This is a genomic window from Candidatus Poriferisodalis sp., assembly GCF_965208485.1.
GTDB lineage: Bacteria > Actinomycetota > Acidimicrobiia > Acidimicrobiales > Poriferisodalaceae > Poriferisodalis.
On the sequence record NZ_OZ242344.1, the window covers coordinates 2,103,177 to 2,116,799 of the forward strand.

Below are 13,623 nucleotides of genomic sequence, written 5' to 3' on the forward strand. Positions count from 1 at the left end.
GCGTGATCGATCTCCGTCGGCTTCGAGACGACGCTGCGTACCGAGACGGGGCTGCCCGCAAGGGAGCACCGGCCGAGCTCATCGACGAGGTGCTCGCGGCCGATGTCGCATGGCGTTCGATCACGCACCAAGCCGAGGAAGCCCGTGCTGCGCAGAACGCTGCGTCGCGTGAGATCGGGCGCACCGCTCCCGAGGACCGTCCAGCCAAGATCGCCGAGGCTGCTCGCCGCAAGGAAGCCGTGGAACGACTCGAGGCCGCCGAGCGCGCTGCCGCCGAGCGCCGCACCGACCTGGCGCTGCAGGTGCCGAACCCAGCCGCGGCCGATGTGCCCTCCGGCGGCGAGGAGCACTTCGAGACCGTGCGCGAGGTGGGAGAGCGAGGCGACCCGCCCGCCCACGACCATGCCGAGATCGGAGCACTGACCGGTCTGGTCGACTCCCACAGCGGGGCTCGCAACAGCGGCACGCGATTCGCCTACCTCAAGGGCGCTGCCGTGCGCTTGGAGTTCGCACTGGTGCAGTGGACCATGGACGTGCTGGAGCGCCACGGCTTCCTGCCGGTCCTGCCCCCGGTGCTGGTTCGCGAGGAAATGATGGTCGAGGCCGGGTTCTTCCCTGCCGACCGTCACCAAGTGTACGAGATCGACGGCGACGACCTGTTTCTGATCGGCACGTCCGAGGTGGCGCTGGCCGGCCTGCACCGGGGCGAGCGCTTGGCGCGGGCCGCGCTGCCGCTGCGCTACGCGGGATTCTCGTCGTGCTTCCGGCGCGAGGCAGGCACCCACGGCAAGGACACCCGCGGCATCTTCCGGGTGCACCAGTTCGACAAGGTCGAGATGTTCTCGTTCTGCGACTCGGACACGAGCTGGGACGAGTTGGACTCCCTGCGGGCCATCCAGGAGGAGATTGTCGGCTCGCTCGACCTGCCCTATCGCGTCATCAACGTGGCGGCGGGTGACCTGGGTGCCGCGGCGGCCAAGAAGTACGACCTTGAGGTCTGGCTGCCGTCGGAGCGGGCCTACCGCGAGGTCACCTCGTGTTCGAACTACACCGACTACTCGGCCCGACGTCTCGGCACACGCTGGTTCGACGACGACGGTCACGGGCTGGTCCACACCCTGAACGGCACGGCATGCGCCGTCGGCCGCACGCTCGTGTTTATCATGGAAAACCACCAGCGCCCCGACGGCTCCATCGGCGTGCCAGAAGTGCTTTATCCCTGGCTCAACTTCACCGAGATCCCCGCCCCGGCGTAACCGATTTCAAGCGACTGCCAGCGGCGTCAACCTGGAGAGGCAGGTATCAGATGCACAGCGGGTCCGTCGGAACCAACAACCAGTGCCAGACGAGCCAATGCAGCGGCAGCGAGCCGTAAGCGAACCACATCGTCGATCGCGACCCGATCCACCAGGCACCCATCAGCGACAACGCGATCGAACCGCAAGCGACCGTCCAGCCATACGGTGTGTTTGCTGGCTCTTCGCGTTTGCGCGTGGAGTGGGCCGGTTGAGGGTCTGGTTGTGTAGGGAGGGATCCCCCAGAATCGGAGGCGTGTTGTTGTCCTGATTCGGGAGGGTCCCTGTGGTTGTTGACCTTGCGCGTGCGTTGTTGTTGGTCGTCGGGCTGGGGACGGGTGTGGCGGTGAGCGGCGTTGTTGAGCGGCGCGGCGGGCGGATCGGGATCGAGCTGTCGGGTTGTCCGTGCTGTGGGGGCTGCGGCGGGCCGGTGCGTCGTCACGGCGCCGGCAAGGTGGGCCTGGCGGATCTGCCGGCGTTCGGGCGCCCGGCGCGGCTGGTGCGGAACAAGCGCCGCCGGCTGTGCCCGGGCGGGTCGTGTGCGGTGCGCGCGTTCACCGACCAGGACCCTGCTGTTGCGCTGCCCAGGGCGCATGGCATCCCGTGCGGCGCGGTGGGCGACACGCCGGGCGGGCCTGGGTCGGGCGATCACCGAGACCGCAGCCGAGCTGGGCACGGGCTGGCACACGGCCACCTCAGCAGTGCACCGGTGGGGCCCGGCGCTGCTTGGCGCCGGCCCTGGCCGCACCGGCGGCGTGAGAGCGCTGGGCCTCGACGAGATCCTGATGCCCCGCCGCGGCCCGTACCGCCGAAAGCACTGGGGCGCCACCATCGTCGGCGTGCGCAGAGGCGTCCTGCTGGACATCGTCGCCGGTCGCAGCGCCGCCGGCGCCAAGGGCTGGATCGGCGGGCGCACGCCGCTGTGGCGAAAACGCATCCGCTGGGCGGTCACGGGGCCTGTCGGGCCCCTACCGCAAGGCGCTCGGCGACACGATGCCGCACGCCACCCAGATCGCGGACCCGTTCCGCGTCGCGCGGCTCGCCAACAGCGCCATCGACGACATGCGACGACGCGTCCAGAACCACACCACCGGCGGCAGAGGCACCAAAGGCGACCACCTCTACCGCACCAGACGGCTGATGCTGCGAGCCGCCGAGCGCATCAGCGACCGAGGCCGCACCAAGCTGCGCGGCCTGCTCGCAGCCGGCGACCCACGCGGCGAGGCGCGCGACGCCTGGCACGCCAAGGAAACCCTGCGCGGCATCTACCGCATCGGCGACCGCGACCTCGCGCTCGAAGCCCTCAACGAGCTCTCACGCGACCCGCGCGACGAAACGTTCAGCCCGGAGCTGAACAAGCTCGGCCGCACCCCGCACACTTGGCGGACCCAGATCACGAACTGGCACCGGTCCCGCATCACCAACGGACCCACCGAGACCGACAACAACCTCGCCAAGCTCATCAAGCGCGTGTCATTCAGGACCGCCAACTTCGACCACTACCGAACACGCGTCCTGCTCTACGCCGGCAAACCAAACTGGACCCTCCTCGACAACCTCACCCCACGCTAAAACGCGAAGAGCAGCTATTCCGGTGTCTCCGCGGCGATCTGCTCGCAGGTGCTCGCGCGGATGTCGATTTCGGCGATGTGTTCCTCAACGCTGCCCCGGTCGCACTCGACGGCCGGAAGGGCAGCGGCGGCGTCCTTGAGGGCTGACGGCAGCGCGTCTGCGAGTTCGGCTGCGCGTTCGCAGATCTCTGATCGTGGTCGCCCGAGCTTGGCAGCGAGCCCAGCCAGCCCTTCGGGTCTGTCGCAGTCGCTGACTCTTGTGCCAGTCCCCATGCTCATGGCCATCGGCACGTCGCCGGTTCTCATGCCGCGTCTGAACGGCAGCCAGCTACACGAGTCGTAGAGCGGCGCGAGATGCACGCTTCCGGCGTCGTCGAACATCCAGCTGTAGTTCTTGGCATGAGCGTCGCTGTCAACGACGAGCCAGCGGTAGAGAAGCATGTCGCGCAAGCGGTCCACATTGCCCGACGTCGCCGGACCGCCGCTCTGGGCTATGCGCCGCAGGTCAGCTACTCCGGGTCCGCCGAGGTTCTCGTACTTCTCGGACTGGGACTTGCCGAGAGCTTGACATGAGTCCTCTTGATGAATGCGACCCATGCCGTTGCTTGAGCGGTCAAATCGCTCGACGATGATCGCTTGCCTGCCGCCGAAGTCCGCGACCTCCGTTCTCGCTGCCGGAATGCCAAGTCGCCTGGCTGTGCTCATCGTCAGGTGTTCAAACACACATTCGTCCGGATAGTCAGAGCGTGCTGCCTTGATGATGTGAGTGGTGGGCAGGCTGCCCCATGTGCGCTCCCAGGATCCATTTCGGGCGCGCCTCAAAGCGATCTTCGGCTGCATGCCGGCAAGACTGAAGGTGACCGGAAACGCAGATCCGGTCGTGTCCATGACTGGCGGCAGAACGGGATAAGCGCCGAGCCACGCCGCAATCTCCGAGTCGGTGATCGGCGTCGAGCCACCTTGTCTGCTCAACAGGTCGCCCAGCCGATCAGGCAGGCAGAACTGCACTGCGCCAGCGCAGTCCGCCCCCATGGGGGTCTCCAGCAGTCTCAGCGGATCGCGCCCAGACATCTTGTACTCGGACCGCAAGTAGGTCAGCACGTTGTCGTCGTCGGGAAGAAGGTTCAGCAGCCACCTGCGCACTTCCTCGCCTCGCACCATTGGGTTGCTGAGAGGGAATCTTGCCGACAGCGGCGTCGCCGACTGCCGGATGTACTCACGCCTGTACTCGAGAGCGGCTTGCCTGCCTCGGAACTCGACATTCGCAGCGTGAGCGCCATTGAGCACGACGCACAACGTGCTGCTCATGGGTCTTGGGCGAACGAGTCGATGTGTGCCCCGAGATCCAAGAGCGGCCCTCTGCGGGGCGCGACGCTCAAGGTGTGGCCCAGACAGCCCAAGACTCCCATGATCTTGCCGACCTCCGCAGTCGCCTTGCCGTTCTCGACCTCGGAGAGCCACTTCGCGGACACGCCAGCGGCATCAGCCAGCTGCGCTTGGGTCATGTCCCTGGCCTTGCGATGACCGCGGATGGCCCGCCCGAGGTCAAACGGGTTGGGCACCGAGACGGCGTTCGAGTCCATGGCGACAATATACCACCGTTCGTACTTATTTCGCAATATGTCTGAACGGTTATGCAGCGTTCAGCCCTGCTGTACGATCAGCACTCGGCTTGCCCCAATCGGGTCACACTATCCCGCCAACCAGTATCGGCCGAAAGCTGAGGCGCCCAATAGCCGCTGAGGTTCACTGCCGACCCTCGTCGGCGAGCTGGCCGGGCGCAACATCGGCTATGCCGTGTCGGCGCGCTCCTCGCTGGCCGTCACAGCGGCGGTCCGCAGCGCACTGGGGGAGCCGAGCCTGTGCCACGACGTCCCCGACCGCCCAAAGCAGCGCCGCGGCCGCGCTCAGGTCGCGGACCTCGCCGACCTCTCAGGCTGGCCGCCCCGCACGCGGCTGGTGGTGCGCCGAGAGCCCCGCCACCCCGGCGCGCAGCGCAGCCTGTTCGCGAGCGAGAACTTCCGCTGATGGGGATTCCTCGCCGACCAAGCCGGCCACCCGACCCGGCTCGGCCGCCTGATGCGCAAACACGCCGACACCGAGGACGCCATCGCACGCCTCAACCACAGCGGCCTAGCGCGCGTGCCCTTCGCCGACTGGCACGCCAACAGCACACGGGCCGCCCTGCGCGCCCTCAGCTCGATGCTCGTGGGCTGGTTCCAAAACACCTGCCTCACCTGCCCGCTGCGACGCGCAGCGCCCAAACGGCTCCGCCGGCAACTCTGGCACCTGCCCGCTGCGGTGTGCCGCAGCGCACGACGCGTCCTTTTGCGGCTGCCCCAACAGCACCCAGGCGCCAAAGCGCTGCTCGCCATCGCCCACCCCCACTGACACAACATCCCCCCGCACCCCGAACCGGCGCCCACCCGCCCCGGCGGGCCAGCCCCCACACGCCCCACAGCCACACCGGCAACGCCCGCAATGGCGACCGTCGCAGCGATCCGCAGCCTCATCTCAACGTCGCCTGCGGCGAGGCTTCAATCCGCTGCCGACGTCGCGGGCTCCGGCGCACGATCGTCGCTGGCTGCGGCAGTTGCCCGCGGCCAGGCTCGAGCTGCCGCGGCGAGGCCCTCGATGAGCGCCTCGTGATGGGGCACGCGTCCGGGACCGCGGAATCCTGTCCACATCGGGCTCTTGCCGCGGATGCGCGGCGGCAGCTCGATCTGGACGCCGCCGCTGCGAGGCAGGTTGCACGGGTTGCGCGGGTGCTGGCCAGCCAGTGACTTGGGGATGTCGTCGAGACGGTGGAGGATCTCGTAGTGCGGCAGCCGTCCGATCAGGTGCACCGCGACATGGGCTGCGAGCGTCCGGTTGCGACCGCCCAGCAGCACCGCCCGCAGCAGCCGGGGGCTGCCGAAGCCGTGCACCGCCACCACGACATCGACGTGATCGAGGAATTGGCGCAAGACCGGCGAGTCGGCTGGATCGAAGCAGTGACTGGGCAGATGCCACTGATCGTCGGGACCCTGCAGGCAGGCATACACCGAGGCGCCGCTGCGCTCGGCGGCGGTCATGGCGATGTCGTCGGTCACCTCTTCGAGCCAGCCGCCGTGAAACGCCATGAACCCGAAACACGAACGCAGCTGCAGCACCTCGCTCACTCCGGGTCGCCCGAGCAGTTCGGCGAAGGGCCGCTCAGCGTCGAGCAGCGTGCGGTCCTTCAGGTGCAGTGCCACAAGGGTTCAGTTCAGCATCTCTGCGGCACTGCCTGCACGTTCTGCAGCTGGGTCCGGCTTTGGCGGTTCGCCGTCGTCGCCCGCTGGAGCCGTATCGCTGCGGCGGCCCGTCGCCAGCATCGCCATGAGACCGATGGCAAGCACGATGCTCATGATGAGCCCGAGCCGCACGCCGCCGACCGAGGCCACCCAATTGCTCAGGTTGCTGCTCCAGCGTTCCACGGTCACGACCAGCCCGTCGCCACCGCGATCGGTCAGATCGATGAACCAGTACCAGATGGTGAACGCACCGGCGGCGATCATGAGCACCGCTGCGATGGTGTCGGTGTAGCGCATGAGCACCCGTAGCTTGCTCAGCAGCCAGCCACGAGCCAGCGCCAAGCTGACCGCCAGCGATGTCAGCACCATGCCCATGCCCAGCGCGTACAGCACGAACGACACGATGCCGCCGACGAAGCTGTCGTCGCCGGCTGAAGCCGTGACCACGACAAGGAACGTGGCCAGCCCGCAGGACACCGACGCGATGGCGTAGCTGACGCCGAACAGGAACAGCGAGCGCACATCGCGGCCCCCCGCCCCGCGCTCGAACTTCGGCAGGTACGCGGTCAAGCGGAACCCGGCGAGAATCGCGATGCCGAGCGCGATGAGTCCCGCACCGATGACGATGGCCGCCCAGGGGACGTAGTCCCGCAGCGCACTCAGGCCCGCCGACAAGGCGATGCCGACGACGCCGAACACCACGACGATGCCCGTGGTGACGACAGCGCCGGTGGCCAGCGCGCGCCCGACGCCGGCGTGTGAGCTGTCGTCGGTCGCCCGGCGGTCGATTCCCAAGAAGAACGACAGGTAGGCGGGCAGCATGGCGAAGCCGCATGGGTTGACGGTCGCCACGATGCCCGCTGTGAAGGCGAAGGTGAGTCGTGCCCCGTTCATAGCTCGCTGTTGCCCTTTCTTCGGGCTTACAGCCCGCTGTGTCAGTTCTTCGGGCTTACAGCCCGAAGTGCTCCTCTGCCCGGTCGGTGATGTCGTCGAGGGTAAGCAGGCCGCTGTGGGTCTCGAGAATGTCGCCGTCGGGCGAGACGAACACGGTCGTGGGCATGCCTAGCCCACCGAAGTCGATGAACAGATCGCCCTCGTCGAGGCCGGTGGGATAGGTCACGCCCCGTTCTTCCACTGTCTCGATGGCGTCTTCGAGCCGGTCGTTGGCCGCGAGACCCAGCACCGCGACCGACGTTCCGTGGGCGTTCCAGAAGCGCTCGAAGTCGGGCATCTCGGTCACGCATGGCACGCACCACGAAGCGAAGAAATTCACGATGAGCGGGCAGCCCACGTAGCCGGCAAATGAGGCGGGCTCCTCATCAAGCGTCAAGAATCCCAAGGCGTGCACGCCCTCCAAGCTGGGGTCGACGCTATGGGAGACGGGATCGATGTCGCTGCACACCGACAACGGTTCAGGTTCCGAATCGGAGACGGAGACCGGCGCAGCAGCGGTACCCGGCGACGTCGCCGAAGCCGTGGTCGCTGGGTTCTGGGTGACATCGGTCTCGTCGGCTTCGACCTCTTCCTCCATGGCCATCAGCGAGGTCATCGCGGGACGCGCGCCGCCCGCGAGCAAGAACACAGCAGCGCCAAGCACGTACAGACCGAGGAGAGCGAACAGCCAGCCTCGCCAGCCCTCGAGCTGTGCTCGCCAGCGTGGCCGTGCCGGTGCCTCCATGCAGGCGTGATGCTACTTGTGGTCTCAGTGGCGCCAGCTCCAGGACTGGAAGCAGGCCGAGAGGCGTCACCCGGCCTGTGCTTGTTCAGATGGGCAACCGCTTGACGGCCTGCCCCAAGGCTGTCAACCGCCCGTTTCGGGCAGCCTCAGTCCGCTGGGGCAGGCCGTTTCAGCGAGGCCTGCGGGGACAGTGCAGGCCTTGACGGCTGGGTCTGCCGGGGGGACCCAGCCGAGGGACCCGCCTGAGGGGGCCGGGTCCGCTCGGGGGCGCGCCTGAGCAGGGGAGGACTCAGGCGCGAACTAAGTCGGGAGGCAGTGGCACCTCCTCGACGATCAGCTGCGGCCGGGCCTGTGTGGGCGGTCGGCCGCGGGGACGTTTGTCCCTGCAGACTCGTCCGTTCTCGAAGAGCTCGCCGCCCCACACACCCCAAGGCTCATGCTGTGACTTTGCGGCCTCGAAGCACTCGCTCATCACGGGACATGACGAGCAGATGGCCTTGGCCCGGGCGATCTCGTAGAAGTCCTCTGAGAAGAACAGCGGTGTCAAGGTGCCCACGAGGTCGCGACAGCGACCCTTGGCGCGCCAAGCCTCACTGGTGTGGGCCGGTGTGTTGTCGATGACGAGTTCCAGCATGTGCTTGCTCCTTTGTTGATGAACTGGGTGGGATGGGGATCTCAGCGGTTCTCCGGGATCCGAGGCCAAACGCAGAACGGCCGCCGGGTTGTCCCGGCGGCCGTTCGGAGAGTTCTGGTGTCTCAGAGGACTACATCAGACACTCCGAAGGCCACAGGCGGTGGCACTTGACGGCCGTCGTCGGGTTCGTGCCGTGACCGCGCATCGCGTGCCGAAACACGGTCGGCGTGGGATCCATCGCGGTGGGAACGCCGGTGGCGATGCCGAACGCGGTTCGCCACATGGTGGGCCGCTGACCGCAACGGGCACCGAGCGCAGGCACCCGTACGCGGCCGACTACGGCGCGCGCCGTGGTGTAGGCGCCGTAGTCGGACATCCGAGGATCCAATCGAGCTGTTGGTCGGGGCTGTAGTTCAGCTGCGGACACCCGACGATACGCCGCAGCGCCCAAAAAGGGCACCACTTCGCGGTAGGCCGTGTCAAGTTGTTTTCGAGCCGAGGCACCGACTCGTCGGTGCCCCCTGCGCGCATGCGGCGTGAGCTTGGCTAGCTGAACTCGTATTCCAGAACGTCGTCAGGCCGGCGGGAGACGCTGACCTCGCCGATATAGCGCAGATGCTCAAGGTGGGCGAAGGTTTCCGATTCGGCCATCGGACCCCACGAACGCTCCTTGAACAGCTGCTTCATGTAGTCCTGCACGGGAGCGCGGCCGAGACGATCAGACGATTCGCGCAGCAGGTCGAGCCGCTCGTTGTGGTGGCGCTTGATGTCTTCGACGCGTCCACTCAAATCGGTGAATGGCTGGCCGTGAGCCGGCAGACCCATCGTGACGCCTTCGAAGCCGGCGACGCGGTCCAAGCTCGAGAAGAAATCCTTCAGGGGATCGCGTGCGGTGGTGATGCCTGAGATGTGCGGGGTGATCGTCGGCAGAACGTGGTCGCCGCAGATCATCAGGCCGCCTTCGGGGTCGAAGAGGCACAGATGATCAATGGTGTGGCCGGGGGTGTGCACCGCCACGAATTCCCTCCGGGCCAGCTTGATCCGGTCGGCGTCCTCGACGCGATGCGTGGGGTGCGGAGTGGCGAACCATCGGCTGCCCCAGCCGTTGCGCATCGCCCAGTAGCCGAGCTTGGCGCGCAACGGCATCTTGTAGTGCTGCCCGCCCCAAGGCGTGGGTCCGCCCGGACCGGTGTCGCGCCCGCCGTACACGGGGTCGGCCACGAGCTCGTTGTTCTCGCCGTCAGACGACACCGGTTCCAGCGCCTCCTCGTCCTCGTCTGCGGTGTCCCACCACAGCCGGAATCGGCGGTGGGTCACCACATCGGCGCCGTATTCGCGATGGAAGCGGCCGGCAGCGCCGAAATGATCCGGGTGGCTGTGGGTGACGATGATGGAGTGGACCCGCTCGGGCGGCAGCTCAGCCTGAGCCAAGCCCGCCATCAGCGCTTTCCAGTTGGCCGGACCGGGCAGTCCCGGATCGACCAGTGCGGCGCCGCGCTCGTCATCGAAGATGTAGCAGTTGACGTGCCCGAGACCCGGCATCGACATCGGCAGCTGCAGCCGCCGCACATCCGGCGCGAACTCGGTGATCCTGCCGTCGGGCGGCATCTGCTCCTCGCGAGTCGGACGTGACACGCGAGGCAGGCTAGCGAACCCCGAGAAACTTCTAAGGGGTGTTCGATTCTGCGTCCGGGCCGGACTCCGAGGCAGCGGTGCTGGTCAGGTGATGCGCAGAGCCAGCGTCGCCCCTTGCTCAGCGGACTCCTAGTGGGCCGTGTCTTGCCTGCTTGAGCAGTAACCCGAAACCGCTTCAAGTGAGCCTTGGTTTCTGGCAGCCAGCGGACGGCTGACGTCTGCAGTTCATTTCGTGGCAGAGATCCCACCAGCACCAAATGGGCCTTGATCGCGGTAGTAGCGGAGTTCGTCAATGCTCTCGAGCACGTCGTCGAGTGCTCGATGCTTGGTGGAACCGGCACGCGATCTGCTGAGGTCAGTCCACGCTTGCGCGACCTCGGGCCGCCAACGCTTGACCAGCTCCTTGATGGTGGATACGTCGACGACGCGGTAGTGCAAATGCTGCTCGAGCGCCGGCATGTACTGGTCCAAGAAGCGACGGTCGATGCCGATGGAATTGCCGCACAGCGGCACGGTGCCCGGCTCGGGGACGTGTTCGGTGATGAACCGCAGTGTGCGCTCTTGCGCTTCGGCGACGGTGATCGTTGACGCCGCGATCTCGTCGAGCAGTCCCGTGGCTTCGTGCATCTGGCGGACTCCGGCGTCCATGGCGTCGAGATCTGCCCGTGTCGCCCCGATGACCAGTGACGGTCCGGTGGCGACGATCTCCAGCGAGTCGTCTGTGACGACCGTCGCGATCTCCACGATGCGATGGCGACGATGATCCAGACCAGTCATCTCGAGGTCCAGCCAGATCAGCACGGCGACCATGGTAGAGGCGAAGCCGTGGTCCGAGCGGCCCGTGAGCGGCAGCGAACAAGAGCGGGAAACAAGAGGTGCGGCAACGGGAGGCTCGCACTGCAGCGCATTGTGGCAGGCACGACCCGGGAGGCTGGCCGCAATAGCGTGCAATCGATGAAGGGCGTGCTGCGACGACGACAGTCGCGCCGAGGTCCGCGATCACACAGCGAATCGCGGCGGCGTCTCTTTTCCGGAGGACTCGAACCTGTCGATCGTCTCGTCGTCGGCGTCGCTGTTCTCACGGTCGTCTTGGCAGTCGGCACCACCGGGTATGTGCTGCTCGGGCTTGGAGCGCTCGACGCGTTGTATCAGACGGTCATCACCGTCTCGACCGTTGGCTACAGCGATCCAGCAGGCACAGGAGCGCGCTACCAAGTCTTCACGATCGCTCTCATCCTGCTCGGCACCGGCACGTCGCTCTACACGATCGGCGTTGTCATTGAGATGCTGTTCGAGGGCCGGCTCGACGACCACATCAGGAGGCGGCGCATGCAGCGCTCCATCGACAGCCTTTCCGGTCACGCGGTCATCTGCGGCTACGGCCAAGTCGGCCGGGCCATCGCCGAGGCCATGATCGACGCGGGCACCGATGTCGTCCTCATCGACCGCGACTCCGACGTCGACCCCGGTGACCTGCACTTGGTGTCCGGTGACGCCACCCACGACAGCACCCTGCGATACGCCGGCGTCGAGAGCGCCAGTTCGCTGGTGGTGGCCTTGGACTCCGACGCCGCCAATCTCTATGTCGCTTTGAGCGCCCGAGCGCTGTGTCCGGAGCTGTTCATTGTGGCAAGAGCGAATTCGCCGGACGCGTTGCCGAAGCTGCACCAGGCAGGTGCTGATCGCGTCATCAATCCGCACCAGATCGGTGGAGCGCATATGGCCGCGGCTGCCCTGCGTCAGCACGCGGCCGAAGGCAGCGAGTCCACTTCGATGCCGTGAGTGCGAACGGCGAGACTCAATCAGCTACGAGATGCAGCGCCCGACGCGTCTGCTCCAGACGCTCGTAGCCCTCGTTGTCGGCGAGGTAGCGCCGCTTGGCGAGCCGGGCTTTGGCGCGCCGCCGCCGGACCCTCGCCAACTCTGCATCCAAGGCGATTCTCTTGGTGGCAACGGCTGCTGTGAGCTGGCTGAAGTGCGCGCCTCCCGGCGGCAGTCGAGCCGGTGTCTTCGCGTCAGCGTTTGCCTCGAAATCGAACTGCGAGGCATCGAACAGTGTCAGCGGTGGCTGAGCGGGCGTGCGTGTCGTCATGCGTTCATGGCTACCGACGGGGTGTGACAGTCATGATCTTTGGGCCAGCAGTTCGGGCCTGGGTCTGACTCGGGGTGTGACGGGCGGCAGCGTCCTGGTGAGTGGTGGGCTTTTGGGTAGCTGACGGGGTCCACCGTTGGGTGGGCCATCGGCACGGTCCTCGGTGAGAGCAATCACTCACTCATCGAGGAGGACATGTCCGATGGCCCTGTCTGATGTTGCCACAGCGCAGCTGTGGGAGACTTTCCGCGCCGGGGGCGGCGCGGAGTTGGTACGTGACGCGGTGCGTCTGGTGCTCCAGGAGCTGATCGAGGCCGAGGCGGCCGAGGCGGTCGGCGCTGGCCGCTATGAGCGCACCCAGACCCGCACCAACGAGCGCAGCGGGCGCCGTGCGCGTCTGTTGGCGGCCCAGGCCGGCGATGTGGAGCTGAGGATCCTCAAGCTGCGCAGGGGCAGTTTCATGCCGTCGGTGATCGAGCCCCGCCGGCGCATCGACCGGGCGCTGCACGCAGTGGTCATGGAGGCCTGTGTGGCGGGCGTGTCGGCCCGCTCGGTGGACGACCTGGTCGCCGCTTTGGGCGCCGAGTCGGGCATCTCCAAATCGGAGGTGTCGCGGATCTGCGCCGGGCTCGACGAGACCGTGGAGGCCTTCAGGGGCCGCCGCCTCGATCACATCGAGTTCCCCTGCGTCTGTCTCGACGCCACGTATCTCAAAGTGCGCAACAGCGTCGGCCAGCCGACCTCGACGGCGACGGTGGTCGCCACGGGGATCGCCGCCGACGGCAACCGCGAAGTGCTCGGCTGCGACCTCGGCGACAGCGAGAGCGAAGCCTTTTGGGACCAGTTCCTGGGTTCGCTGCGCGACCGCGGCCTCACCGGCGTCCGGCTGGTCATCGCCGACGCCCACCGCGGCCTGCGAGCCGCCGCTGACCGCTGGTTCTGTGGCGCAGCCCGCCAGCGCTGCCGGGTGCACTTCGTCCGCAACCTGCTCGCCGTGGTGCCCCGCACCCACCAACAGATGGCCGCAGCACTGCTCGGGACCATCTTCGCCCAGCCCGACGCCCACGCCGCCGCGGACGCCTGGGACCGCGTCGCCGCCCAGCTCGCCGACGCCTTCCCCAAAGCCGGCCCCCTCACGGCCGACGCCAAGAGCGACGTGCTCGCCCTCGCAGCCTTCCCCAAAGCGCACTGGCAGAAGATCCGGACCCGCCAACCCCCTCGAACGCGTCAACAAAGAGACCAAACGACGATCACAAGTCGTGGGGATCTTCCCCAACAAAGCGTCCGCCATCCGCCTCGTCGGCGCCATTCTGGCCGACCTCCACGACGAATGGCAGGCCACCCAGCGGCGCTGCCTCTCACAAGACTCCATGAGCCAACTCCACCGCGAACCCGCTACCGTCACACCAGCCGCAATCAAACCGGCAACCAACACCGAGGCTC

14 protein-coding genes and 2 pseudogenes are annotated in these 13,623 nt (G+C 67.1%); 6 read left to right on the forward strand and 10 right to left on the reverse strand.

Annotation, left to right across the window (positions count from 1 at the left end):
• Nucleotides 1–2: 2 nt before the first annotated feature.
• Together serS and ACOGXQ_RS09785 are read left to right on the forward strand one after the other, a co-directional pair.
• A complete protein-coding gene (gene serS / locus ACOGXQ_RS09780) occupies nt 3–1,256 on the forward strand; it encodes a serine--tRNA ligase (RefSeq protein ID WP_419947204.1) in 1,254 nt (417 codons plus the stop codon).
• A gap of 1,032 nt (nt 1,257–2,288) precedes the next feature.
• Entirely contained in the window at nt 2,289–2,867 is a 579-nt protein-coding gene (locus tag ACOGXQ_RS09785) for an ISL3 family transposase (protein WP_419947205.1), read from the forward strand.
• A 14-nt stretch (nt 2,868–2,881) separates the two neighbouring features.
• Here ACOGXQ_RS09785 and ACOGXQ_RS09790 read toward each other — a convergent pair whose 3' ends face one another.
• The gene (locus ACOGXQ_RS09790; protein WP_419947206.1) at nt 2,882–4,174 is read right to left on the reverse strand and encodes a HipA domain-containing protein; all 1,293 of its coding nucleotides are present in this window, start codon (nt 4,172–4,174) and stop codon (nt 2,882–2,884) included.
• Nucleotides 4,171–4,449, reverse strand: coding sequence for a helix-turn-helix domain-containing protein (locus tag ACOGXQ_RS09795; RefSeq protein WP_419947207.1), 279 nt, complete (start codon nt 4,447–4,449; stop codon nt 4,171–4,173). Before ACOGXQ_RS09795 ends, ACOGXQ_RS09790 begins: the two co-directional genes overlap by 4 nt.
• A gap of 214 nt (nt 4,450–4,663) precedes the next feature.
• On the opposite strand from ACOGXQ_RS09795, the gene ACOGXQ_RS09800 reads away from it, so the two are divergent.
• Together ACOGXQ_RS09800 and ACOGXQ_RS09805 are read left to right on the forward strand one after the other, a co-directional pair.
• Nucleotides 4,664–4,894 carry a hypothetical protein gene (locus tag ACOGXQ_RS09800; protein ID WP_419947208.1) on the forward strand — a complete coding sequence of 77 codons (231 nt, stop codon included), beginning with the start codon at nt 4,664–4,666 and terminating at the stop codon, nt 4,892–4,894.
• Between the two features lie 42 nt (nt 4,895–4,936).
• Nucleotides 4,937–5,257, forward strand: a pseudogene (locus ACOGXQ_RS09805) (transposase); the annotation flags it as partial.
• A gap of 146 nt (nt 5,258–5,403) precedes the next feature.
• Here ACOGXQ_RS09805 and ACOGXQ_RS09810 read toward each other — a convergent pair.
• From ACOGXQ_RS09810 to orn, 7 genes are all read right to left on the reverse strand, one after another.
• A complete protein-coding gene (locus tag ACOGXQ_RS09810) occupies nt 5,404–6,102 on the reverse strand; it encodes a poly-gamma-glutamate hydrolase family protein (RefSeq protein WP_419947209.1) in 699 nt (232 codons plus the stop codon).
• A gap of 6 nt (nt 6,103–6,108) precedes the next feature.
• On the reverse strand, nt 6,109–7,035 hold the full coding sequence (locus tag ACOGXQ_RS09815; protein WP_419947210.1) for a cytochrome c biogenesis CcdA family protein: 927 nt from the start codon (nt 7,033–7,035) through the stop codon (nt 6,109–6,111).
• A 55-nt stretch (nt 7,036–7,090) separates the two neighbouring features.
• Entirely contained in the window at nt 7,091–7,819 is a 729-nt protein-coding gene (locus ACOGXQ_RS09820) for a TlpA family protein disulfide reductase (protein ID WP_419947211.1), read from the reverse strand.
• Between the two features lie 289 nt (nt 7,820–8,108).
• A complete protein-coding gene (locus ACOGXQ_RS09825) occupies nt 8,109–8,453 on the reverse strand; it encodes a WhiB family transcriptional regulator (RefSeq protein ID WP_419947212.1) in 345 nt (114 codons plus the stop codon).
• Nucleotides 8,454–8,583: 130 nt separating this feature from the next.
• Nucleotides 8,584–8,829, reverse strand: a complete 246-nt coding sequence (locus ACOGXQ_RS09830; protein ID WP_419947213.1) for a hypothetical protein — start codon at nt 8,827–8,829, stop codon at nt 8,584–8,586.
• A 170-nt stretch (nt 8,830–8,999) separates the two neighbouring features.
• Complete coding sequence (locus ACOGXQ_RS09835) at nt 9,000–10,088, reverse strand: MBL fold metallo-hydrolase (RefSeq protein ID WP_419947214.1); 1,089 nt, start codon at nt 10,086–10,088, stop codon at nt 9,000–9,002.
• A 225-nt stretch (nt 10,089–10,313) separates the two neighbouring features.
• Nucleotides 10,314–10,898, reverse strand: coding sequence for an oligoribonuclease (orn, locus tag ACOGXQ_RS09840; RefSeq protein WP_419947215.1), 585 nt, complete (start codon nt 10,896–10,898; stop codon nt 10,314–10,316).
• Between the two features lie 144 nt (nt 10,899–11,042).
• Here orn and ACOGXQ_RS09845 point away from each other — a divergent pair, with 144 nt between their 5' ends.
• Nucleotides 11,043–11,870, forward strand: a complete 828-nt coding sequence (locus tag ACOGXQ_RS09845; protein ID WP_419947216.1) for a potassium channel family protein — start codon at nt 11,043–11,045, stop codon at nt 11,868–11,870.
• A 16-nt stretch (nt 11,871–11,886) separates the two neighbouring features.
• Here ACOGXQ_RS09845 and ACOGXQ_RS09850 read toward each other — a convergent pair whose 3' ends face one another.
• Nucleotides 11,887–12,180, reverse strand: coding sequence for a hypothetical protein (locus ACOGXQ_RS09850; RefSeq protein ID WP_419947217.1), 294 nt, complete (start codon nt 12,178–12,180; stop codon nt 11,887–11,889).
• Between the two features lie 202 nt (nt 12,181–12,382).
• Here ACOGXQ_RS09850 and ACOGXQ_RS09855 point away from each other — a divergent pair.
• Nucleotides 12,383–13,598 (forward strand): annotated as a pseudogene (locus ACOGXQ_RS09855) (IS256 family transposase); the annotation flags it as partial.
• Nucleotides 13,599–13,623: the final 25 nt, after the last annotated feature.